The 23359-nt window shown below is 61.2% G+C and carries 24 protein-coding genes; 6 read left to right on the top strand and 18 right to left on the bottom strand.

The genetic code is table 11. The features are described 5' to 3' along the window. Window positions 1-32: 32 nt before the first annotated feature. Window positions 33-356, bottom strand: coding sequence for a nitroreductase family deazaflavin-dependent oxidoreductase (locus tag ACWFSR_RS02110; protein WP_231600039.1), 324 nt, complete (start codon window positions 354-356; stop codon window positions 33-35). A 338-nt stretch (window positions 357-694) separates the two neighbouring features. Then, window positions 695-1561: a DNA/RNA non-specific endonuclease gene (locus ACWFSR_RS02115; protein WP_447522951.1), complete on the bottom strand. Its 867-nt coding sequence runs from the start codon at window positions 1559-1561 to the stop codon at window positions 695-697. A 162-nt stretch (window positions 1562-1723) separates the two neighbouring features. On the opposite strand from ACWFSR_RS02115, the gene ACWFSR_RS02120 reads away from it, so the two are divergent. Continuing rightward, entirely contained in the window at window positions 1724-2731 is a 1008-nt protein-coding gene (locus tag ACWFSR_RS02120; protein ID WP_447522952.1) for a Gfo/Idh/MocA family oxidoreductase, read from the top strand. A 4-nt stretch (window positions 2732-2735) separates the two neighbouring features. Here ACWFSR_RS02120 and ACWFSR_RS02125 read toward each other — a convergent pair whose 3' ends face one another. From ACWFSR_RS02125 to speB, 4 genes are read right to left on the bottom strand one after another with little or no spacing between them, the layout of a single operon-like run. Further along, on the bottom strand, window positions 2736-3374 hold the full coding sequence (locus ACWFSR_RS02125; RefSeq protein WP_447522953.1) for a cyclase family protein: 639 nt from the start codon (window positions 3372-3374) through the stop codon (window positions 2736-2738). Between the two features lie 33 nt (window positions 3375-3407). Then, complete coding sequence (locus ACWFSR_RS02130; RefSeq protein WP_197108098.1) at window positions 3408-4811, bottom strand: purine-cytosine permease family protein; 1404 nt, start codon at window positions 4809-4811, stop codon at window positions 3408-3410. A gap of 41 nt (window positions 4812-4852) precedes the next feature. Further along, window positions 4853-5260: a YybH family protein gene (locus tag ACWFSR_RS02135; protein ID WP_447522954.1), complete on the bottom strand. Its 408-nt coding sequence runs from the start codon at window positions 5258-5260 to the stop codon at window positions 4853-4855. Between the two features lie 11 nt (window positions 5261-5271). Continuing rightward, the gene (speB, locus tag ACWFSR_RS02140) at window positions 5272-6246 is read right to left on the bottom strand and encodes an agmatinase (RefSeq protein ID WP_197125992.1); all 975 of its coding nucleotides are present in this window, start codon (window positions 6244-6246) and stop codon (window positions 5272-5274) included. Window positions 6247-6336: 90 nt separating this feature from the next. On the opposite strand from speB, the gene ACWFSR_RS02145 reads away from it, so the two are divergent. After that, window positions 6337-6918, top strand: coding sequence for a helix-turn-helix domain-containing protein (locus tag ACWFSR_RS02145; RefSeq protein ID WP_197108092.1), 582 nt, complete (start codon window positions 6337-6339; stop codon window positions 6916-6918). Between the two features lie 16 nt (window positions 6919-6934). On the opposite strand, the gene ACWFSR_RS02150 is transcribed toward ACWFSR_RS02145, so the two are convergent. Further along, on the bottom strand, window positions 6935-7645 hold the full coding sequence (locus ACWFSR_RS02150; protein WP_447522955.1) for a GNAT family N-acetyltransferase: 711 nt from the start codon (window positions 7643-7645) through the stop codon (window positions 6935-6937). A 267-nt stretch (window positions 7646-7912) separates the two neighbouring features. Between ACWFSR_RS02150 and ACWFSR_RS02155 the strand changes: the two genes are divergently transcribed. Further along, entirely contained in the window at window positions 7913-10435 is a 2523-nt protein-coding gene (locus tag ACWFSR_RS02155; protein ID WP_447522956.1) for an FAD-dependent oxidoreductase, read from the top strand. Between the two features lie 11 nt (window positions 10436-10446). Further along, on the top strand, window positions 10447-11115 hold the full coding sequence (locus tag ACWFSR_RS02160; protein WP_447522957.1) for a class I SAM-dependent methyltransferase: 669 nt from the start codon (window positions 10447-10449) through the stop codon (window positions 11113-11115). Window positions 11116-11138: 23 nt separating this feature from the next. On the opposite strand, the gene ACWFSR_RS02165 is transcribed toward ACWFSR_RS02160, so the two are convergent. Beyond that, entirely contained in the window at window positions 11139-11963 is an 825-nt protein-coding gene (locus ACWFSR_RS02165; protein ID WP_447522958.1) for a GNAT family N-acetyltransferase, read from the bottom strand. Window positions 11964-11984: 21 nt separating this feature from the next. Beyond that, window positions 11985-12806, bottom strand: a complete 822-nt coding sequence (locus ACWFSR_RS02170; RefSeq protein ID WP_447522959.1) for a hypothetical protein — start codon at window positions 12804-12806, stop codon at window positions 11985-11987. Window positions 12807-12843: 37 nt separating this feature from the next. Between ACWFSR_RS02170 and ACWFSR_RS02175 the strand changes: the two genes are divergently transcribed. Together ACWFSR_RS02175 and ACWFSR_RS02180 are read left to right on the top strand one after the other, a co-directional pair. Further along, a complete protein-coding gene (locus ACWFSR_RS02175; RefSeq protein ID WP_447522960.1) occupies window positions 12844-14343 on the top strand; it encodes an amidase in 1500 nt (499 codons plus the stop codon). A 117-nt stretch (window positions 14344-14460) separates the two neighbouring features. Beyond that, on the top strand, window positions 14461-15225 hold the full coding sequence (locus ACWFSR_RS02180) for a FadR/GntR family transcriptional regulator (protein ID WP_197138607.1): 765 nt from the start codon (window positions 14461-14463) through the stop codon (window positions 15223-15225). Here ACWFSR_RS02180 and ACWFSR_RS02185 read toward each other — a convergent pair. The 9 genes from ACWFSR_RS02185 to ACWFSR_RS02225 all read right to left on the bottom strand — a co-directional run bounded on the left by ACWFSR_RS02185 (window position 15222) and on the right by ACWFSR_RS02225 (window position 23133). Next, the gene (locus ACWFSR_RS02185; RefSeq protein ID WP_197108074.1) at window positions 15222-16049 is read right to left on the bottom strand and encodes an SDR family NAD(P)-dependent oxidoreductase; all 828 of its coding nucleotides are present in this window, start codon (window positions 16047-16049) and stop codon (window positions 15222-15224) included. The two genes, ACWFSR_RS02180 and ACWFSR_RS02185, sit on opposite strands and share 4 nt — an antisense overlap. Before the next feature lie 62 nt (window positions 16050-16111). After that, entirely contained in the window at window positions 16112-17101 is a 990-nt protein-coding gene (locus ACWFSR_RS02190) for an alpha-ketoacid dehydrogenase subunit beta (RefSeq protein WP_197138609.1), read from the bottom strand. Next, window positions 17098-18084 carry a thiamine pyrophosphate-dependent dehydrogenase E1 component subunit alpha gene (locus ACWFSR_RS02195; RefSeq protein WP_447522961.1) on the bottom strand — a complete coding sequence of 329 codons (987 nt, stop codon included), beginning with the start codon at window positions 18082-18084 and terminating at the stop codon, window positions 17098-17100. Before ACWFSR_RS02195 ends, ACWFSR_RS02190 begins: the two co-directional genes overlap by 4 nt. A gap of 9 nt (window positions 18085-18093) precedes the next feature. Beyond that, window positions 18094-18321, bottom strand: coding sequence for a lipoyl domain-containing protein (locus tag ACWFSR_RS02200; RefSeq protein ID WP_197108071.1), 228 nt, complete (start codon window positions 18319-18321; stop codon window positions 18094-18096). 49 nt (window positions 18322-18370) lie between these two features. After that, a complete protein-coding gene (locus ACWFSR_RS02205) occupies window positions 18371-19255 on the bottom strand; it encodes a PPC domain-containing DNA-binding protein (RefSeq protein WP_447522962.1) in 885 nt (294 codons plus the stop codon). 117 nt (window positions 19256-19372) lie between these two features. After that, on the bottom strand, window positions 19373-20140 hold the full coding sequence (locus ACWFSR_RS02210) for an SDR family NAD(P)-dependent oxidoreductase (protein ID WP_197108069.1): 768 nt from the start codon (window positions 20138-20140) through the stop codon (window positions 19373-19375). Between the two features lie 16 nt (window positions 20141-20156). Further along, complete coding sequence (locus ACWFSR_RS02215) at window positions 20157-21605, bottom strand: TRAP transporter large permease (RefSeq protein ID WP_197108068.1); 1449 nt, start codon at window positions 21603-21605, stop codon at window positions 20157-20159. A 4-nt stretch (window positions 21606-21609) separates the two neighbouring features. Next, the gene (locus ACWFSR_RS02220) at window positions 21610-22107 is read right to left on the bottom strand and encodes a TRAP transporter small permease (protein WP_197108066.1); all 498 of its coding nucleotides are present in this window, start codon (window positions 22105-22107) and stop codon (window positions 21610-21612) included. A gap of 12 nt (window positions 22108-22119) precedes the next feature. After that, on the bottom strand, window positions 22120-23133 hold the full coding sequence (locus ACWFSR_RS02225) for a DctP family TRAP transporter solute-binding subunit (protein WP_197108058.1): 1014 nt from the start codon (window positions 23131-23133) through the stop codon (window positions 22120-22122). Window positions 23134-23359: the final 226 nt, after the last annotated feature.

Here is a 23359-nt window from a genome sequence, read left to right on the forward strand (position 1 = left end):
GCGGGCGCAGGCAAGTCATCTGGCGGGGAGCGCTACGTTCTTGGGCGGAGCACTACCACGGCGGTCTCGGTAGAGCGAAGCTTCGAATACTCATCGAGGCCATCGTGTAGCTCACGCCACCGTTCCCAGAGCGCCGCACGTTCGTCTCCTTCCGCTGCAGCAGCGGTCACACAATGCCGGCCGGTCACCAATTCGACCGTCGCCTCAGGATGCGCGAGCAGGTTGAGCCACCAGGCGGGTTCGCCCTCGCCCCATCCGTTCATCGCCATGGTGACGAGGTTGGGGCCGTCTTCGTAGTAGCCCAAAATGACGCTGCGCTCCTGGCCAGTGCGGCGGCCGACTGTAGTGACACGCATCGCTCCCCACTTGTCGGGCTCCGCCAGCCACAACCCGCGCCTACTTCTGGTGAGCTTAACAATGGCGCGATGAACACGCCAAGCGGCGCGAACGAACCATCTCGGCGGGAGTTTTCGGGGCTTCGCAGACTTGCTCATGAGTGTGCTCCTTCACTGGGGCTATCCTCGATACATCAGCATCCCGAGTGGGGTCAGTGCCAGCGCGAAACCGGGTTAGTGAAGTCCGCGGGCGATGAGAGTACTGATTTCCGACAGGTTAGTACTAAACCTCTCGTCGTGCTATGGCAGCGCTTATTGCGCGATAGACGCAACTCCTCGCCTCACGCGGCGTGGACAGGCTAAAGGCGAACCGCGAGGGTATCGAGCAGTTCGACCCATCGTGCGTGCGGCTCTGAGCCCTGGGCGGCTGCGTCGGCAGGAGCAAGAGCATCCGCGTCAGAGAGAACGCGAAGGTCGAGTCCGGTGAGTCCAGCGATATCGTCGATGGGCACTTGGAAGGTGCGGAATGGTCCCAACGGCGGGGGAGCACCGTTAGCGAGGGCTTGAGCGCGCGCCTCGTCGAGGTCAATATCGGCGAGCTGAGGGCGTTGGTCAAGCAGGAACCCTGCAGCCCGGAGTACGGCAGCGCCATCCACGCTGGTCGCCCACGCGGCGATCTTCCAAAACAGTTGCGGGATGCCCACACCCCGGTACACCGGATCGTCGTCGCCGAGCACGGGCGCCGTAAACACGCTGATGCGGTTTCGGTTCGTGCGCGCGTACTCCAACACATGATCTTCGAGACCGAGCCATAACTCTTTTGACTGGTTGAAGCCCGCAGCTTGGGGCGCAGCATTCGTGAACGCAAACGTGTCGTAATTCGCTTGGCTGGCAGTCGCCCCGTCACCCCACACGGGGTCACGCCGCCGCACAAGATGCCCGCGGTCGAGATCATTGCGGGCGTACACCGCTTCGCCGGTTTGTTCATGCTCCGGGATGCGCGAATCCAGATGCCAGTCATTGCCGCGACCCACATCAACGAGCCGATCGCCATCGATATTCACGCCGGTCGCGCTGGCGAGCCTCCGCAACGGATCCAGATTTACCGAGAAATGCGTATACGGCAACTTACGAATCTGGGCTCCTGAGGCCGGGGAGGGCAACGGCACAGGAACACCCAAGAAATCAGCGTCGTACCCGTCGGAACTGAGCGATGCGGCATCCATGGAGGTAGTGAAGCAGCCGCGCCTGACATTGGGCCGGACAATTCAGGATGCGCGCGCCACCCAGCGCACACCCGCACACCACGGCTCCCCTCGCGGCCGCGCCGCCGCGAGAGTGGGAGACAATGGGGCAGTGCCACTCGTGCACAGAAGAGGTGAGGACCTATGCCGACCGTTGCGCAGCCCCGAATCGGATTTGTGGGCGCAGGCCTCCACTCCTCGCTCAACCTCTATCCCGCGTTTGCCGCGACGGGCGTTCCTCTGGTTGGTGTTGCGGAGCGCAATCCTGCCCGCGTCGCTGAGGCCGAAACCCGCGGCATCCATCCCATCTTCCCGAACCACCTCGCGCTCATCGAAGCCTCGAACCTCGACGGCATTGTGGTGTCGCTTGCGCCGCACCTGCAGGCTGACGTCGTTGCCGACTGCGTTCGCGCAGGAGTCGCTGTGTTCGTCGAGAAGCCACTCGGGTCAACCGAGGCCGAAGCCCGAAAAATTTCCGAAATTGCAGCGAATGCCGGTGTGCCCGTGATGCTCGGATTCATGAAGCGTTTCGCCCCGGCCTACACCCAGCTGAAAACCCTCATTGGTGAAGACACCGAGCAGGGCCCGGTCATCTCCTACGCCTGCGAGTTCGGCTTCGCCGCGTGGAAGCCTGACTTCACCCCTGTCGAGTTCATCACCCAGGCGGTCATCCATCTGATTGATCTCGTGCGCGACGTATTCGGCGAGGTGGTTGACGTGTCGGCGATGCAGAACAGCGTCGGCGACGGACTCGCGATTATCGTGCAGGTCCGCCACGAGAACGGTGTCGTCGGATCGTTGAACTTCGTTTCAGCGAAAGCGTGGTCGCGCGAGACCGAAGAGCTCAGTGTGACGTGCGCCAACGGGGTTGTGCGGGTCTCCGACCTGAGCCGCATCGAGGTGCTTACGGGCGAAGTTGCCGGCACTGTTGCCGGGCCGGGCGAAACCCTCTCTGAGCGGTCCGTCACGTTCGACGTCTCGAACTCTCCCGGATCCGGGAGTCTCAAAGATCTCTATCTGCGTGGCTACATCGGCGAGATGCAGCACTTCGTCGGAGTGCTGCAGGGCACCGAAGAGCTCAGCCCGTCGGCAGCGGATAACGTGCGCACGATGGCGCTCTGCGACACGATCCTGGCTGCGATCGCCAACTGAGTCGTTAGTCGTTGAGAACGACCGCGCGCACCGGTGCACCGTCGGCATCGATCGGTAGCGGGAAGAAACCGACGCGCACGCGCTCGGGCAGTCCCTCAAGGCCGGTGATGTTTTCCACGATGAGGCCGTCGCCGCCCAGCACAATCTCGTGCACCGGAAAATCGGTGGAGCCTTCGCCCGTGGGGTCGGGGCTGAGGGTGTCGACGGCGAGCAATCGCATGCCACGGCTCCAGAGTTCAGCTGCGGCATCCGGAGCAATCGCGGGATGATTCAACGCTTCGTCTGAACCGAAGTGCTGAGCCCATCCGGTGTTGATGATGACGATGGCGGGCACAGCGGCGGGAAGCTCCCCGAGGGCGGTCGTGATCTCGTCGATGTCATAGAGCGCGTGGGGTTTCTGCTCAGCGAGGTGCACGACAAGCGCGTCGCCGACGAGTTCTTCAAGGCTGATTGCCGCTGTCGTGCGGCCGCCGGCGACGGTGTGCGACGGGGCATCGAGGTGGGTGCCGGTGTGTGATCCCAGGTGGAGCAGGCTGACGTCAACGCCATCCTGCTCCACGCTGAGTGCGCTATCGACTGAGACCGCAGGGTCACCGGGGTAAACCTGCATTCCGCTGGTGATGGGGTGGCTCAGTTCGCGCATGGGGTACCTGATTCCTGGTGAGGCTAGTGCGAGTTAGGCGACGGGGCGAGCGGCGGCATCCACGTCGGCATCCGCAGTGTCAGCGAGGTGCTGGCTGCGAACGGCTTCGTGACGCTTCCGCTCAGGAAGCATGACTGCAAGATAGAGCACGAAGGTGAGAACGAACGCCGGGATGGTGGCGCCGATCGGCAGCGGCCAGACGTAGGCCCACACGTATGACATGGTGGCGCCGATGACCCAGATGGCGACAGCGAACCAGTTGACGCCCGCCTTGTACCAGTAACGACCACCGCGAGCTTCAAGAATGTCCTTCGTGTAGGCACCGCGTTTCACGATGTAGTAGTCGACGATCATGATCGCGAACACCGGCACGAAGAAGGCGCCGATGACGACGAGGAAGTCGGTGAACTGGTTGAGCAACTGCAACCAGGTCGAGCCGATGATCGAGATACCACCGAGGATGAGTGCTGTCGGCAGGAACTTCAGTCGGCTACCGACCTTGGCGTTGACGACCGAGGTCACCATTCCGTAGACGACCATCGTGTTCGTGGCCATCACCGAGAGGAAGATGATGATGGCGAGCGGTGCACCGAAGGCGGCGACGATCGTGGTGGGGTCGAACGCGGCAGCTTCGTCGCCCTTAAGGATCACGTAGACAAAGGCGGTAAGGCCGAGCGTCATCGCGGTCACGGTTGAGACGGTGTAGCCGATGCCCGAGCCGATCACGCCGGCCTTGGTGGTGCGGGCGAAACGGTTGAAGTCGGCTGACAGCACGGTCCACGAGACGGCGGTCGCGATCACGATGTCGAGCACGATGATCGGGGTGAAGCCGAGACTCTCGTCGGGGGCAACAGCCTGAAAGTCGCCGAGGTCAAATGCGGTGAACGCGGTGATGAAGACCCACGCGATGATGCCGAGGATGAGAACGGCAAGCCACGGCTCAATCTTGGAGATACCTTCGTGGCCCAAGATCGCGAGAATTACGACGATGCTCTGGCAGAGAACGGAGAACAGGATGGGGTTGGAGTACCCCGTAGCGCTTTCGACCAAGAAGTTGACGGTGACGCCCGCGAGCATCGCCTGCACCCAGCTCCAGCCCATGAGCACGATCACGTTGGCCGCGACGGGCAGAAGGCTGCCGCGCGTGCCGAATGATGCGCGTGTGATGGCCATGGTCGGCAGTCCCGTGCGGGTGCCAATGGCTCCGATGGCGGTGAGCACGATGGCTCCGCCGAGGGTTCCCAGAACGATCATGAGAAACGCGGTCGCGAAGTCAACGCCGGGAACGAACAGTGTTCCCGTGAGCAGAGTCGTGACAACGAGGTTGGCTGCGAGCCAAATCATTCCAATGCGCAGCAGTGAGTAGGTTCCTTTGACGGGCTTGCCGCCATCCGATTGGTCCTGGGTGTGTTTGCTTAAGCGGGTGTAGAGCGACATTGCGTGTGTCTCCTCAGTAGGGTGCGGTTGGGTCCGTTTGCTTATGGGGCAGGGTCGGGCAGGGGTGAGAGGTGTTCGTGCACGGCTAGCAATTGGTCGTTGTCGAGGCGGAACACGATGGTTTCGCGCTCGCGGTAGGAGTCTTCGCCGTCGCCGGTGTCGACGCGAGTGAAAACGGTGTGGCTGAACACAGCGCCGCCGGGGAACGACTGCACTGAGGCGTCCGACGATTCGCAGTCGAGTACTTTCCAGCCGCCCTCAACCCAACCGGCCCAGAGGCGTTCGTATTCAGCGCGGTCGTTCAGGCGGGCGGGTTCGGTATGAAAAATGAAGGTCGCGTCGGGCGCGAAGCCGCGAAAGTACTGGTCGCCGTCGGTGGCCCTAAAAGCGTCAACGATGGCGGATGCTGCGCTGAGCACGTCATCCTGATGCGGGGTTGTCGTGCTCATGGTGCGCTCCTCTAGCTCTCGGGCGTTGCGGTCGGGGTCTGGTTATCGCGGGGAGCCATCGCGCTCAGCAGCTCGTAGGCGACGTGGCTCGCGGCCACGGCCGTGAGCTGCGCGTGGTCGTAGGCAGGGGCGACTTCGACGACGTCGGCGCCAACGATGTTCTTGTCAGCGAGGGCGCGAAGAATGCGCAGCAGTTCACGGCTCGTGAGTCCGCCAGCTTCGGGGGTTCCGGTGCCCGGTGCGTGCGCAGGGTCGAGAACGTCAATGTCGATGGAGATGTAGAGCGGCTTGTCGCCGATGCGGTCGCGGATGCGCTCGATGGCGACGGCTACTCCGTCGTCTTCGATGTCTTCGCTTGTGACGACTGCGAATCCCAGGCGGCTGTCGTCGGTGAGGTCTTCGGCGCTGTAGAGCGGGCCGCGGGTGCCGACGTGCATGCTCGCGGTGAGGTCGATGAGACCTTCTTCGGATGCCCGGCGGAACGGGGTGCCGTGAGTAACCGGCGCACCGAAGTAGGTGTCCCACGTGTCGAGGTGAGCGTCGAAGTGGAGCACGGCGACGGGGCCGTGCTTCTTGGTGACGGCACGGAGGAGGGGGAGTGCGATCGTGTGGTCGCCGCCGATAGTGAGGATGCGGTCGGCGCGGGTTGCGAGGTCGAGGGCGGCGGCCTCGATTTCGAGGATGGCATCGTCGATGCTGAAGGGGTTTGCCGCAATGTCGCCGGCGTCCGACACTTGCTGGGCCGCGAACGGCGATACGTCTTGCGCGGGGTTGTACGGGCGCAGGAGTCGTGATGCTTCTCGCACGTGGGCCGGACCGAAGCGGGCACCGGGGCGGTAGCTCACTCCGCTATCGAAGGGGATTCCGACGATCGCGATGTCGGTGTGCTCGACATCTTCGATGCGCGGCAGACGAGCGAATGTGGCGATACCGGCAAAGCGAGGGACAATACTTGCATCGACCGGGCCAACAATAGGTTTCGTCATAGTAAACTTTCGATAATCAGCAGTAAACGTGAACTCACAGTAAACCCAGAGGTGCGCCTCGTCAACCCCGGTAAGTGATGGAGTAGAGCCATGAGACCCCTGTCGCCCTCACCCAGTGCCGAAGCGCTCGCCATCGGAGCGCGCATCCGCAGCGCCCGCAAAGCACAGGGGTTCACCCTCGAACAAATCGCCACAACTGCAGGGCTGACCAAGGGTTTTCTCAGTCGGCTCGAACGCGACGAGACTTCCCCAAGCGTCGCGACGCTGGTGCAGTTGTGCCAAGTTCTCTCACTCGAAATCGGGTCACTCTTCGCGGAACCTGAAGCAGTAAAAATTTCCTTGGCGGATGCCCCGCACATCAATCTCGGCGGTCAAGGAGTGGATGAGCGGCTCATCTCCCCGCGCAACGAATCGCGCGTTCAAGTCATCCGCACCCACATGCAGCCCGCTGCCAACGGTGGGGATGCGTTCTACACGATCAGTTGCGAAGTCGAAGTCCTCCACGTGATCACTGGTGCGGTGACCGTACGTTTCGTGGACCGCGACATTCCGCTTGCGGCAGGCGACTCGCTCACGTTCCCGGGCCGTGAACCGCACAACTGGGAAGCGGATGCCGAACTCGGTGCCGAAGTCATCTGGACAATCGTGCCGGCTACCTGGCGCGGAGAATAGCCGCGCGCGCTGCACGTCAGTCGTTCAGCGGCACGACATCCCACTGCCCAAAGCGGGTGAAGCCTGCTGCAAGGGCCGCTGCCACAGACCCAACGTTGTCGGGCTGACAGCGGTATTGCGGTTCGTAGCCTCCGCCGAGGGCGTGGGCGCTGATGGCGCGAACGGTCTGGGTGGCGAACCCTCGACCGCGGTAATCGGGCAGGGTGACGATGCCGAGGTCCGCAAGCTGTGATCCTTGCCACGGGTACATGCTGGAGGCGGCGACGAGGCGGTCGTCGGCAAAGGTTCCGTACACGAGCCAATGGTCGAGTTCGACGAAGGCCTCGTCTAATTCTCTTTCCGGAACGGCCGCAGTGAACTGTTCGAATGCTGTCGCATCCGCTCCAGTCAGCTGGCGCGTTGTCTCAGGAGTCACCTCAGCGAGGAGCACATCCTGAGCATGCCGGGGTAAATAGAAAAGTTGATCTGCACCGTTGAGAGCGACTCCGGCGGCGTCGAGATCTGAGCGCAATTGCTGGCCGCTAACGCGTTGCCCCTCAACGAGGTCGAGGCGTTCCGCAAAAGTGGGAATCATTCTGACGATGCTGGGCCCTTCGGCGACATCCAGCAGCGTGACTGCGGTGTTGGTGGGAAGCGATTCGGCGATCCGCACCACATACAACTCGTCGAATGCGGGCTCGCGTTCGTAGGTCGGCAACCAGTAGTCGAAGACGATCGGTGAATACATGCGAACCCTCTCGGATGCCGCGACGAGGCCGCTGGGCTCTCGTTGCGCTGCCGCTGCGGCAGGTTCGCAGACTAGCAAATGGTCCTCCGGACGCCGCTACAGGCCTGTGGAAAATTGCTCAGTGAGGGTGGGTAGATCGCACCTCGCGACAAGCGCCCGGTACTCCCGCACGGCCTGAGGGAGAGGAGTAGCGTTGGTTATATAGCGGTGCATTGATGGACTGTGAAAGGCACAGCCCAGAGGTCGCCGCAGAAGGCACGGCATCCCATGAAGTTGGTCGTTGTTGGAGGAGTCGCTGGAGGCGCATCGGTCGCCGCTCGCGCTCGCAGGCTCGATGAAAGTGCAGAGATTGTCGTGCTGGAGCGCGGTCATCACGTCTCGTTCGCAAACTGCGGATTGCCGTACCACATTGGTGAAGTGATCACCGAGAGAGACCGGCTGCTCCTGCAGACGCCGGAGAGCCTGCGCGAATCCCTCAACATTGAGGTGCGCATCGCTCACGAGGTCACCGCGATCGACCGTCAAGCCAAGACTGTCTCGGTGCGCGAAGTCGACACCGGGCGCGAATACGTCGAAAGTTACGACAATCTCGCACTGTGCACGGGGGCGGAAGCGATTCGCCCGCCGCTTCCCGGCATCGACCTGCCCGAAGTGCACGTTCTGCGTCGCATCGGCGACATGGATGCCATCAAAGCGGAACTCGACGCTGACCTTGAGAAAGCGGCCAGTGGCGCTCGCGGTCCCGTGCGGTGCGTCGTGATCGGTGCGGGCTATATCGGGCTCGAGATGGCCGAAAACCTGAAGCACCGTGGTGCTCTAGTGGATGTCGTGGAGCTGAGCGACCAGATTCTGCCGCCTCTCGACCACGAGATGTCGGTTCCCGTTGAACACCACCTCCGCAGCCGAGGAATCGCTCTTCACCTCTCGACGGGGGCTGCCGCGTTCGCGCCGCGCACCGGCGGAGGGGTCATGGTGGAACTCACAAACTCGACCACTATCGAAGCGGACCTCGTCATTCTGTCGGTCGGAGTCCGCCCCAGTGTTGGCCTTGCTCGGGATGCCGGTCTCGACCTGGGCGAGAATGGCGGCCTAGTCGTCGACACCCATATGCGCACGTCTGACCCGAACATTTGGGCGGCGGGCGACTCGGTTGAAACCCCGAACACGGTGTTGCCGGGGTCGTGGCTCGCTCCGCTTGCCGGGCCAGCTAACCGCGAAGCGCGCGTTGCTGCCGAGAATATCTGCGGCCGCGACACGGAGTACAAGTCCACTCAGGGCACCTCGATAGTGAAAATCTTCGAGATGGTCGCGGGTGGCACCGGCGCGACGGAACGCCAGTTGCGGGCAGCGGGAGTGACGTACCGGGCCGTGCACGTGCATCCATCCGGTCATGCTGGTTACTACCCGGGCACAGCGATGATGCACATCAAGCTGCTGTTTGCGCCCGACACGGGAAAGGTGCTCGGTGCTCAAGTCACCGGTTTCGACGGCGTCGATAAGCGTCTCGATGTTTTCGCTACTGCTCTGCGTGCTGGCCTTACCGTCTGGGATCTTGAAGAACTCGAGCTCGCCTACGCCCCGCCGTTTGGTTCGGCTAAGGACCCGGTCAACATGGCTGGCTTCGTTGCCAGCAATGTGCTGCTCGGTGATCTGAACCTCTGGTACGCGCAGGATTACCCCCATGCCACGGATGGCGCACGCATCATCGACGTGCGCACGCCAGAAGAGTTCTCCATCTTCCACCTGCCTGGCGCCGAGAATGTGCCGCTCGCAACCCTCCGCACCGACACGGTCGACTGGGACCGGTCAGTAGGCCTGCGGCTCTATTGTTCCGTCGGTTTCCGCAGTTACCTGGCGTACCGCATCCTCGTGCAGCTGGGATTTACGGATGTCGCCACACTGTCGGGCGGATCCGAAACGTTCCGAGCGTGGCATGAGGTCGAGCCAGACACCGACGGACCAATCGAGCCAGAAACCTCGTACGCCGAAGCGGCCGAAGCCCTCAACTCGGCTCGTGTCGCCGCCCACGTCGCGAACGGCACAGGTGTTTCGGTGAACCTGGACTGCACTGGGCTCGCGTGTCCAGGGCCGATCATGAAGCTCGCCACCGAGATGAAGGGGCTCAACCTCGGCGACGAGATCGTCGTCCACGTTTCCGACCCCGGCTTCGCGAGTGATGCCCCCGCGTGGGTGCGCCGCAACGGTCACGAACTGTTGGCCATCGAACCGGAGGGGCCCGGCTATGTGGCCACGATCCGCAAGGCTGGTCCTGAGGCCCTCTTGCTCGCCGGTGGGGGAGGAGTCGTTGCTGCCCCCGCGAAACCCAAAGTCTCGTTTGTGGTGTTCTCGGGCGACCTCGACAAGGTGATCGCCGCGTTCATCATCGCCAACGGTGCTGTCTCGATGGGCGAAGAAGTTTCCATGTTCTTCACCTTCTGGGGCCTCAATGCGCTTCGTCAGCAGAAGCCGCCGAAGCGTCAGCGTAAGGCGATGGACAAACTCTTCGCCGGCATGATGCCCGCCGGTGCCGACAAGCTCACGCTCTCGCAGATGCACATGATGGGCGCGGGCACCGCGATGATCAAGAAGACCATGAAGAAGAATGGCGTGCACTCGCTGCCCGAACTCATGGAATCGGCGATGGAGGGCGGCGCTCGCATCATCGCTTGCACCATGACGATGGATCTGCTCGGCATCGCCGAATCCGACCTCATCGATGGTGTCGAGCTCGGTGGTGTCGCCACCTTCCTTGGCGAGGCAGCTGAATCCACGACGACGCTGTTCATCTAACACCGTGCTGATTGTCCACACGCTCTCACTCGCGGGTCTTCCCCGTGGGTGAGGGCGGCTGGCGCGAAAAGTTCTTTCGTCAGGGATTTATCAAGCTGTCTCCGACGATGGATGCACGGGGTGGCGACACCCACCGTGCCGCACTGTTTCGCGCCATCTCCGGCACCGTGGTGGAGGTAGGGGCGGGCACCGGCACGACCTTTCAGCACTACGGTTCGGCGGTGCGGTCGGTTCACGCCGTCGAACCGGATGCCGAACTGCGGTCGCTCGCCGAAGCGGCGGCGCTGAAGGCTGGTGTCCCCATCACCGTCAGCGACGGCACCGCAGAAGCGCTGCCCCTCGCCTCTAACAGCTGCGATTGGGTCGTGTGCAGCCTTGTGCTGTGCACGGTCCCTGATCAGCGGGCCGCGCTCGCGGAGTTCACCCGCGTGCTCAAACCGGGCGGGCACCTCGCGTTTTACGAGCACGTGCGTTCGAGCAATCGTGTCGTCGCGGTGATTGAGGATGCTCTTACTCCTGCCTGGGCTGCAATAGCAGGCGGATGCCGCCCCAACCGCGACACCCTTGCCGCGATCGAAGCCGCCGGTTTCGAAGTCGATGCCGTCGACCGGTTCGGGTTCTCCCCGCATCCGATGTCGCCTCCCGTTGCCCATATCTCGGGCACAGCGCACCTGTCGTAGAGCTAGGCGACGCTCATGCGCCTCTAATGCATCAGTGGCAACGCTCGGATGTCAGGGGCGTCATCGGACTGCAATCGCGCGTGCAACTCAACATCGAAGCGTTCGGTTCCGTAGCGAAGCTTCTGGCGTTCGATGCCCTCTGCAACAAAACCTGCGCGCGTGGCGACGCGGCATGATGCCGGATTGTTCACGCGGTGTCCGAGCTCAAGGCGAAAGAGCCCGTCGCTGAAGGCCCAGTCGGCGACCGACACGAGCGCGCGGGTCGCGAGCCCCTTGCCACGTGCCGAGGCTGCAAGCCAGTAATGCAGCCACGCGGTGTTGTGGTTCCTGTCGATCCTTGACATCCCCGCGTTGCCGACCGCAACAGAGTCCTCGACGATCGCCCAATTGAGGCGCGTGTCAGTCTGAGCGAGGTCATGCGCAATGAAGTCGCGAGCCAACGCCTCGGTTGTGAGGTCGGGCGTTCCCAACTGCACGGCCACGTCGGGAGACGAATGGGAGGCCTCTACGAGAGCGGCGGCATCGCTGGCGCGCCAGGCGCGAAGGTGCGGTTCTGGCCTTCGTTCCGCCACGTGCTCGGGAAAGTCCTCTTCTCCGATCCCACCCGGAGCGTAGAAGCTCTCGACAAAACTGCGCGCCTCAGCGATCAATTGGGTCTGCGACATCCGAGGGTGGATGTCATCCCCGGGCGAGGCAGCACCGCCTGCAAATCTTCCGATGCTGAAGCCGTAGGTGCCCTCGGCCGGGCCGTTCAGCCAACCGAATTGGTAAGTGCCTACTCGATCAGGATGCGTCTCTTCATTGACCCGAAAGAGCTCGCCGTGAACGGAAAATTCGAAGTCATCCATCGCTGCTGCCAGCGCGCCTTCTTAGTCGACGATCTCGGTTTGAGTGGCGATATAAGCACGCTCGTCGTCGTTGAGGTGCTGCGGTGCCGCCGGGACAGTGCTTCCCGCAAGCGTGCCAATCTCTTCGAGTACTGTCGCGCTGATCTCGCCGTGAAGATCCTCTTGAAGCGCATGCTTCGCTGGGATGCTCAATTCAGGCCACCAGCGCTCGATGGGGGGAAGGTTCGATTCTGAATTCATGGAGTTCCTCTCGCTATCGGTTGACCCATTCTGCACTAAACGGATGCTGTTGCTCAGGGCGCCCGTAAGCCAGCGTTCGACTTGACGGGTGGAACGCAGCCGCACGATCACTAGCTCGGGATGCTTCTGCACGAGAGCGGGAACCTCGGCGTGATACTTCTTGCGGGTTGAGATTGCCCATTTCACGACGTGCTCGCGGTCGGTGAAGAAGGTTCGCAATGGAGCTTCGATGTTGCCGTTCCACAATTGCTCCCGGCGTATCGCGCGACGCAGGGTGCGGCGGATCACTCGTGGGAGTGTGACGCGCAGAAACGGTAGGTCGAGCCAGACCAGCAGGTCGGCGTGTTCGGCCAGTAGCGACCGAGCGGAATCGTATTGCCATTCGGTGACCCACGCGTCGGTCGCGACGAGAGCTCGTACGTCGTCGAGAAATTCTGGGCGCGGGGTCCACTGCGGGCCGTGGAACAGGGCATCAATTTCGGTGTGCGTAATTGCGATGATGTCGCTAATCCTCAAAGCGAGAGTCGTCTTTCCTGCGCCAGAGACACCGGCCACGAGAACACGGCGTGGGCGCTGAGGCAGGGCATCTTCGCACGACAACATGAGGCAACTTTAGGCGTGCCTGTGGAAAGATTCATTCATGACTGAACGCTCGCCTTCGACAATCCCTGACCTCTCGGCGGCGGAGATGGCGAGACTCATTCGCACGGGCGAGCTTTCGGCCCGCGAAGCAGTGCAGTCGCACTTCGATCAGATCGACCTGATTAACCCTGCGATCAACGCAATCATTATGCAGGACCGCGAGGGTGCTTTCGAGGCCGCTGCGCGTGCAGACGAGGTGACTGCATCGGGCGGAGAGTTGCCCCCGCTGCATGGTGTGCCCATGACCCACAAGGACACGAACAACACGAAGGGCATGCGCACTACTCAGGGCTCGGTGGTGTTGAAAGACTTTGTTCCTGACGAGGATGATGTCGTTATCGCGCGGTTCAGGGAGGCCGGGGTTATCAGCACCGGAAAGTCGAACGTTCCCGAGTTTGCGGCGGGCGCGCACACGTTCAATGACCTTTTTGGCATCACCACGAACCCGTTCGATCCGTCGCTGAGTGCGGGCGGCAGTAGCGGGGGAGTCGCTGCGGCGCTCGCGGCCCGCATCCAGAATCTCGGAGACGGTTCAGACATCGGGGGTTCGTTGCGCATCCCGGCGTCGTTCTGCAACGTGGTGGGGCTTCGTCCGTCACGCGGGCGTATTCCGATGGTTGGCCGCAACTCGTGGGCCTGGCTTGGTCGCACCGGGCCGATGGCGCGTGAGGTCTCCGATATTGCGTTGGCGATGTCGGTGCTCGCCGGTCCCGACTCCCGTTCTCCGCTCTCGATTTCGGAGGGAGGCGAGCAGTTCACTCAGCCTTTGGAGCGGGACATTCGCGGGTTGCGAATCGGCTGGTCGAAAGACTTCGGGCTCGGTATTCCTGTCGCCCCTGAGGTTATCGCCGTACTGGAACGGGCCATGGCCGTATTCGAAGACCTCGGCGCGATTGTCGAAGAGGCTGCGCCCGATCTGAGCGATGCGGATGAGGTTTTCAGCACAACACGGGCGTTCGATTTCTCGATGCTGCTGAGCGACTTCGTGACGCAACACCGAGACTTTGTGAAGCCCGAACTGCAGCAGAATGTCGAACTGGGTGAGGCGCTCACCGCTGCCGATCTCACCTCGGCCGCCTTGGCCCGCACCCGTTTGGAACGCGCGATGGCGACGTTTCATGAGCGGTTCGATGTCTTCGCTTCCCCTGTGGCACAGCTCCTGCCGTTCGATGCGACGCAGCGGTTCCCCACTTCGATCAATGATGTTCGTTTCGACAACTATCTGGGGTGGCTCAGGTCTGTCACGCTGATCTCCGCTGCCGACGTTCCTGCCATTTCTGTTCCGGCAGGCTTCAGTGAGGCTGGTCTTCCGGTTGGGTTGCAACTCTCTATGCCGCACGGTAAAGATTTCGATCTTCTGCAGGTTGCATTCGCCTTCGAACAGTCGACTCACTTCGCCCTCACGAAGCCGACGATGCTCACCTCGCCAGAGCGTCGGGACGCAGGAAAAAGATTCCAAGAATCGGCGACCGTGCGTGGATTCTTCGACGAGGAATGACTGAGCGATCGGGACATGAGAACCCCTCCGCGATGCGGAGTATCGGCGTATGATCGCAGGAGGCTAGTCTTTTCTGGCCCAGTAGCGGTCCAGTGTTGGGCAGGGAGGAAGAACCGTATGAGTGGTCAGTCTGCCGACATCGAGCCGTCAGATTTCTCACAACACCGGTTCTTGACCAATCTTCTCGAAGATAAAGCGCTCGGCGAACTCGTTACGCTGCTTCTCGCTAAAGAGCCTGGCCAGCAGATCCCGAGTGAACGCGAACTCGCAGAAACTCTGAGCATCAGTCGAACGGCGTTGCGTGACCGCATCAGCCGCCTAGTTTCGCTCGGCATTCTTCAGCGCCGCGAACGCGAAGGTACCTTTCTCACCGGCATCCAGCCTGACAGCATCAGCGACACCCTGATTCTTAGCCTGATGTCGTCTCAGCTCACGATCGACTCTTTGATCTCCGTGCGCTACGCGTTGGAACGTCACGCTGCCATGGCGGCGTGCGATACCCGCGATGAGCAAGCGCTCGACGATCTGGCAAAAGCTGTGCAGCGCATGCGCGACTCCGACGACGGGCGCGAGCTTTTCGAGGCAGACAACGCTTTTCACCACGCGCTCTTCCGTGCCTCTGGTCAGTCGGGGCTGATCTTTTTCTCCCAGATGTTGCACTCAGTCTTGCGCGGTACCGTGCGCTACATCGCTCTTGAACACGACCGTGAGACGCTCCGCAAGGTTCACGGAGACGTGCTGGATGCCGTGCTCCGACAAGACCGTGACGCCGCGGGCGCCGCGGTTGATGAGCACTTTGCCTGGCTGGAAACCCTGAGGGCTAACGACACCAGTGGCCCCTCCGACAGCTGGTTGCCGAAAGCGATCGATTCGCGGGATTAGACGGCGGCGGCCGACTGCTGGGTGAGGCCACCATCCACGGGTAGGCACACGCCGTTCACGTACTTTGCCTCGTCGGAGGCGAGGAAGAGTGACGCATAGGCGACGTCGAAGCAGTCCCCCATTTTTCCCGTGGGGGAGAGCTCGTTTCGAGCAGCAACCATCTCTTCGACGGAATCGTAGTTTCCGCTGATCTGGCGATACATCAATGGCGACTCAATGTAGCCGGGGGCTACGCAGTTCGCGCGGATGCCCTGGCGTGCGTACTGCAGCGCGATGTTGGTCGTGAATTGGATCATTCCGCCCTTCGTGGCGGAGTAGCTCGGGTAGTTGTAACCGATGTAGCGCATGCCACCAATGGAGGAGACGTTCACGATCGATCCGGAGCCCTGCTCCAGCATGTGGGGGAGCACGAACTTGCAGGTGAGGAAGGCGCTGGTGAGGTTGATCCGCATCACGAATTCCCACTCATCGAGACTCATCTCGATGGGGCCTCCCATGCGGGCAATGCCGACGTTGTTGTGCAGAATATCGATGCGACCGTAGCGGGCGATGACGTGCTCGACAACAGCTGACACGGATTCTTCTGAGGTGACGTCGCCCACGAGACCAGTTCCCTCGAACGGTATTCCGAGAGTGTCGCACTCGGCCGTGAGGCGAGCAACACCGCTCTTCACGGCTTCTTCGTTCACATCGACGATCACCACGTGCGCTCCCGCTTGCGCGTACACAATGCTCGTCGCGAGGCCGTTGTTGATCTCGCCTCCGGCTGATCCTCCACCGAAAACGAGGGCTACTTTGTTGCTGAGTCGTTGCATGTCATTCATACTTTCTTGCTTGTGCAGGTGGGGGCATCCGTTCGGACACCCCCACCCAGTTCGTTGCTGCTTTACGCGAGGGTGCGTCGCACGGCGGCGACGATCTTGTCGACGGTGGGGATAACCGCCGCTTCAAGTTCTTCGCTGTAGGGGATAGGCGTTCGTGCAGCGCCGAGGCGAACCGGTGCAGCATCGAGCTTGTCCCAGGAGTTCTCGACGACTTCTGCCACGAACTCTGCGCCCCAGCCGTAGTCCCGAACTGCTTCGTGACCAACGACGAGGTGTCCAGTTTTCGCTACGGACGCGTAGACGGTGTCCATGTCGAACGGGAACAGTGTGCGGGGGTCAATGACCTCGGCGCTGATCCCATCGGCTTCAAGAATCTCCGCCGCCACCAGCGAGCGCGCCAAGATCTGCTGCGTAGCGACGATCGTGACATCAGTGCCGACTCGGGCAATGCGAGCCTGCCCGAAGGGGAGCGGCTCAAAGTCGACAAGGCCCTTGTCGTAGTAGAGGTTCTTGTGTTCGAGGAAGATCGTCGGGTTGTTGGTCGTGACCGCATGGCGGAGCAGCCCGTAAGCATCTCCGGGTGTTCCGGGCACAGCGACCTCAAGGCCGGGGATGTGCGCAAAGAGGGTCTCGAGTGACTGCGAGTGCTGAGCAGCCTTACCGATTCCCGAACCACCGTTGGTGCGAATCACCAGCGGAACATCAAACTGTCCGCCGAACATGTAGCGCGACTTTGCAGCCTGGTTGATGATGCCGTCGAAGCCCAAGAAGGCGAAGTCGGAATACATGATTTCTAGGATCGGTCGAGTGCCACGCGATGCCGCGGCCGTTGCCGCGGAGATCAGTACTTCTTCACTGATCGGGGTATCCATGACACGGTTCTTGCCATAGACATCCGCGAGCTTGCGAGTAACGCCGTAGATGCCGCCACCGGTGCCCCACGTGGTGATGTCTTCACCGAGAACGAATGCCTCGGGAGTGTCTTCGAGAATGTCGTGCAGCGCGGCGTTGAGGGCACGCCACGTGCTCATGCTCTTGGGTGCTTTACTCATCGCGAGACCTCTTCTTCCTTGTCGTATACATCGGTGAATGCTGTTGATACACCGGGGAACGGGGAGTTTCGAGCGAAGTCCTCCGCGGCCTGCACCTCGGTGGTGAGCTCGGCCTGCATGCTGGTCCAGCGTTCGTTGTCGAGCACGCCAGCATCGATCAGGACGGATGCCAAGAAGGCAATCGGATCCTTGTCGTGCCACTGTTTGACCTCGTCGGCATCCCGGTAGATCTCGGTGTCACCAGCCATGTGGCCGAGGTAGCGGTAGGTGTCCGCGACGATCAACGTGGGGCCGTCTCCTGCTCGTGCCTTGTCGACAGCCTCGCGGGCGGCAAGGTAGACGTCGCGCATGTCCATTCCATTGACCGCGACCGATTTCACGCCATACGCTATGCCGCGCTGGGTGAAGTCGGGCTGAGCGACCATTTCTTCAATGGATGCCGACTGGGCGTAGTGGTTGTTCTCCAGTACGAAAATGACCGGAAGGTTCCAGATGGCGGCGAGGTTGAACGCCTCGGCGAGCACACCCTGGTTCGAGGCGCCATCGCCGAAGTAGGCCACAGCCACGCTTCCGTCGCCGCTGACCTTAGCGGCCAATGCCGAACCGGTCGCGATGCCGATTCCGGCGCCAACGATGCCGTTGGTGCCGAGCACGCCAATCTCCTTGACGCCAATGTGCATCGAGCCGCCTTTGCCGCCGCAGTATCCGTCTGAGCGACCGAGGATCTCTGCCATGGTGCGACCGAAGTCGGCACCCTTGGCGAGGGTGTGGGCGTGACCGCGGTGGTTGCTGGCGACAGCGTCTCCGGTTTCGAGAGCCAGTGAGACTCCGACGGCGACGGCTTCCATTCCCACCGAGGGGTGCGTCGAACCGCGGATGAGTCCCTCTTCAGAGAGCAGCGGCATCCGTCGTTCGAACTCGCGGATCTTTGCCATCAGGCGCAATCCGGTGATTCCTTGTGTTTCGTTATCAAAGTCAGGCATGAGCCGCTCCTATTCGATAGTGGCGATGACGTCGTCAACAGAGACAACGTCGCCAACGGCAACCTTGAAAGTGATGACGCCTGCGCCGGGCGCGACGAAGTCATTGACGAGCTTCGAGGTCTCGACCTGAGCGATGGAATCGCCCTGTGCGACGGTGGCGCCGTCAGCGACTAGCCATTCCACGAGGTCAGCTTCGTCTTCGTCGCCGAGAAAGTCTTTTCCGAGTGTTACGTCCATGAGTGCTCCTTGTGTGTGGGGTTAAACAGATGAGTGTTGCGGTTATTGGTTACGAGATTTTTTGGATGACGAGTTCGAAGGTCACAGCGACAGCGTTCTCGCCCGGCACGAGTTCTCCGGCGTGAACAACGCCGTGGAGGTCGACGAGGGTGCAGCTGATCGTCGTTTCGTAGACGCCGTTAACGAGCGCGACGTCTCCCATGATTGAGATGACTTCGGTGCCTGGACCGTCGACGTGGGTGACTCCGCCGGTGCTCCGGTCGAAGAAGGTGGCGCCGACGAGGCTGCCAAGACCGCCGCGGACGACAGCTGAGGTGAATCCGTTCTCCTCGCAGAGGAAGACGATCGCCGTCGTGAGGTCTTCGTTCGGGCGCACCCGAGCTACCACCGTCTCGAGATAGCCGGTTTCAGTGAGTTGGTTGGGCATGGGGTTCCTCTCGTCGATGGATGGGGTGAACACGGGCATCCGCGTTTCAGGGTCGTCGGCGCTTGTCCACTGTGCGCCGTAGATTCCATAGATGGCAGCGTGGGGAGCGGGGCTTCCGGATGTGGTTTCTGGCCACAGGTGGCCCCCGAGTTGCTGCTGGTTTTCGTCGATCCACATGCAGTGACTGTGGATGAACGGCTCGTTGTCGCGCAGCCCGACGGTCACGGCGCCATAAACGAGTTCGGCGTGTTCAACGCTTCGCGCCTCCGAGAAGCTGACTGCTCGCTCACTGTCGGCGCCAGCAGGAACGCAGTAGCTCACGGGCGTGTAGCTTCCGGAGAACAGTTCTACGTAGCCGCTATCGGTGCCCATTTCACGCAGCAGCTCGGTGAGTTCTTCGAGAACGTTTCGACCGGGAGTGAGGGTGGTGAGCCGTCCGCGCGAGCGCGTGGGTACGGAGATGATGCGGGGACTGAGGGTCTCGCCGTGGTGCTTCAATACTTCCATTGGTGCCGCCTTGTCAGCTTGTGGCTTCGGTGTCTCCCTGCCTTGGTGAGGAGGAGAGACGACCTTTGGTAATACCAGCAGTTGTTGTGCTGATTTCCGAGATATTTAGTTGTTCTATCAGCCGATAGCGGTTCCGCCGTCGACCTTCAGGGTGTCCCCTGTGACGAAGCCGGAACTGGGTGATGCAAGGTAGGCCACCGCTGTCGCGATGTCCTCCGGTGTACCCATGCGTTTGATCGCGTGGGAGTCGAGCGAATAGTTGGTGCTCGCGGTCATGGGCGTAGAAATCGGGCCCGGTGCCACAGTGTTGCTCGTGATGCCGAACACCCCGACCTCTTTGGCCACCCACTTGGTGAATGCGATGATGCCGCCCTTGGAAGCGGCATACGCGGGGCCGGAGCGGTTGGAACCGTCCCCGGTAGCAAACGGGCCACCCATGATTCCTGAGATGGAGCTGATGTTGATGATCCGGCCGAACGACTGTTCCTTCATGTGGGGGTAGATCGCTGCCTGCGTGAAGAGAAACGTGCCGCGCAGGTTCGTTTCAATATCCCGTTCCCAGGTTTCGTCATCCATCATTTCGAGATCGACGCGTCCGCACGTGCCGGCATTGTTGACCAGGATGTCGAGCGACCCGAAGGTCTCGACGACGTCGGCAACGCAGGCGCGCACTTGAGTGCGATCCCGCACATCCACGATTGAGCTAGCGACGCGAACCCGACCGTCCGCAGCGGCCGAGATCTCCTCGACCGCTTCAGCGCCGTCGATAACATCAACCACCATCACGTGCGAACCACGTTCCGCGAGAGTTCGTGCGATTGCCCGTCCGATGCCGCGAGCTGCGCCAGTGACCAGACTGACTCGGCCTTCTAGATCCTTGACCATTTAACTCGGCCTCCCGCTACAGACCCATAAGGTCGGGTAGTCCGGTGCTGAGCACTGGTATGAAGGTCAGCAACATCAGAACCGTGAGGCTGGCCACCAAGAACGGCCAAATTCCCTTCACGGCTTCACCGAATGGAACTTGCGCGATTCCAGCCGCCACGAAGAGGTCGATTCCGACCGGGGGAGTAACAAGCCCGATTGCCAGGTTGATCGTCATGACGACACCGATTGTGGTGATGTCCATTCCTAGCTCCAGCATGACCGGAACAAAGAGTGGGATGAAGAGGTAAAACGCCGAAACAGCATCGAGGAACATTCCCGCGATGAGCAACATGATGTTGATCAACAGGATGATGACCACCACATTATCCGTCAGCGCGAGCAGGGCATCGGTTACCTGGCTGGCGATCTGGTTTCTGGTGATGACGTAGGCGAAGATCGTCGCCGCCGAAATGATCAACATAATGCGGCCCGCTTGGATTCCGGCGGTCGTGAATACCCTGAAGAGCCCTCTGAAATTGAGCTTACGGGTCACGAAAACGCCGACTAATAGCGCGTAGACCGAAGCAACCGCTGCAGACTCGGTGGGAGTGAAGATGCCGCCGTAGATGCCGCCGAGGATGATCACCGGAACGAGAAGGCCGGGAATGGCTCGCACGAAGGCGCGACCGATGACCGGCCACGATGCTCGAGTTCGACGTTGCCCGACCTGAACGTCGTCGGGATCGACATCGGCGGTCATGAGCACCGTCGGATTGGCCGTGGTGTAAGTGGTGGCTCCTGTCGCCGTCAGAAGGAGTTTCTTGTCTTTGCGACCGAGAGCTTTATCGATATGTTTTTTCGCGTTCGTCTTAGCCATTTCGGTTTCGACGGGCAGCAGGCGGGCCACAATGTAGAACGCAATCGCCATGAGGATTCCTGGCACGATTCCCGCGAGGAAGAGACGCCCGATCGAGATGCGTTCGTAGTCGCTCGCCACGACGGCAAAGACGATGAACGCGATGCTCGGCGGAATGACGATTCCCATTTCGCCAGCACTGGCAACCAGCGCTGCGGCGTGACGCTTCTTATAGCCGTGCTTCGCGAGGGCAGGGATCAGAATCGCTCCGAGCGCTGCGACGGTGGCGGGTCCCGATCCGGAGATCGCCGAGAACAGAAGCGCAGCGAGGATCGTGGTGAGCGCGAGCCCACCCTTTTGGTGCCCCACCATGGCATCGGCAAGTTCGATGAGCCTGCCCGAGATTCCGGTGATTTCCATGATCACGCCGGCGAGGATAAAGAAGGGGATCGCCAGAAGCGTTTCAGACGACAGCGAGGCGTACATAATTCCCGCGGTCGGGAAAAGGGCGTTCACTCCATCAGCGACAACGATGGTGAGGAAAGCGGAGCCTCCCATTGCAAATGCAACGGGAACACCGACGAGCAGTAGGCCCAAAAATGAGCCAAAGAGTACGAGTTCAACCATGGGATCAGACTCCCTTGAGTTCTAGTGGCGCTTCGGTCTGCTTGTTGAACAGCTCGCGAACGACTACCTGCACGGTCCGGAGGGCGCCGAGTGCAGCGCCGAACGGGAGTGACATGGAGAAGATCCACTGAGGGACGCCCAGCGCGAATGTGAGCCGACCGGACTCCATCTGCTTCATTGCCATGTCAAAGCCCAACCAGAGCAGCAGCAGGTAGAACGCCAGCATTGCGAGCGCAATGATCACAATGACAACTTTGCGTGGGATGCCGTGGGTCGAGTCCTTGAGGAGTGTAAAACCCGGGTGGGTGCCGAGACGCACTGCTGCGGCGGCCCCCACCAGGGTGAGCAGAACGGCCAAGTTGACGACCAGCTCTGCTGTGTACGCGATCGATGCGTGCAGCAAATAGCGGCTGACTACATTGAAAAACGCGAGGAGGGTGATGGCTGAGAACGCGACCGCAATGATCGTGTTCTCAGCCCCCGTGAGTATCTTGTCGAACATGGGAAGCGTGGACTATTCCGGGCGGACCGCAGCTAGCAGTTCGGGGGTCCACGCGTCGGTGAACTCGTCATAGACCGGAGACATCGCTTCGCTGAAGACAGCGAGCTGCGAGGCAGAGAGTTCCGAAACCGTCATGATTTCTGACATCTCGGCAAGCTGCTCTGCTTCACGTGCACGGTTTTCACTCTTCTGAACTTCGTTTGCCTCGGCAGCAGCCATCTCGACCAGTGCCTTGTCGTCGTCGCTCAGAGCGTCGTACATGTCCTTGTTCATGCCCAGGATGAGCGGGTCGTAGATGTAGTTCCAGACCGACATGTAGTCCTGAACCTCGGTGAGGCCGTTGGAGTAGATGACGTCGTACGGGTTTTCTTGACCGTCGATCGTTCCGGTCTGCAGTGAGGTGAAGACTTCACTGAAGTTCATCGAGACGGGGTCAGCGCCCAGTTCCTTGAAGATGCTGAGGAAGAGGCTTGATCCTGGGACGCGGAACTTCAGACCGTCGAGGTCGTCGGGTGCGAGGATCTCATGCTTGCTGTTGGTGATCTGGCGGAAGCCGGACTCGCCGAAGCCGAGCAGCTGCACGTCGAACTCTGCGGAGAGTTCCTTGTACGCGTCGAGTGCACCGCCTTCGATTGCGGCATCCGCGGTCTCGTAGCTGTCGTACAAGAAGGGGGCGTTGATCGTACCGAAACGGGGGTCGATTCCCGAGTAGATGATCGTCGAGTTGTAGGAGAAAGCCTTGTCGCCGTTCATGAGCTGTTCGACGCCGGCCGCTGAATCTCCACCTGAAAGCTGTTCGTTCGTGAAGATGTTGACTTTGATGCGTCCGTTGCTCTCCTCGTCGAGGACTTCAGCGAAACGCTCAGCCCCGGCGTTCCAGCTGGACTTGTCGCTGACCGTGATGGTGAAGTCCCAGTCGTACGACGGCAAACCTGAGTCGTTGCCTGAGTCAGACGACCCCGTGCTGCAGCCGGTAAGAACCAGGGCTAGCCCCAGTGTCGAAGCGGCGATTTTGACAAACTTCATTTCTCCTCCTTGAGTGTTGAAGCCAACCTGGTCAACCTCGTTTTTGAGGAGGACCCGTGGTGGGGCGCCCGCTATTCACCAGTTCGATGGTTTCCGGTGCGCTGCGAACCATTATGCACGAATCTGGTAATACCAGCGACATCCGTTCAAAAATGGGCCTGCCGTAACCCCAACGGGGGTTGGACAAAGCGGTCCGGCGTGGGAGCTATGAGAGGCACCCTTTGCG

The organism is Salinibacterium sp. NYA9b (genome assembly GCF_976973725.1).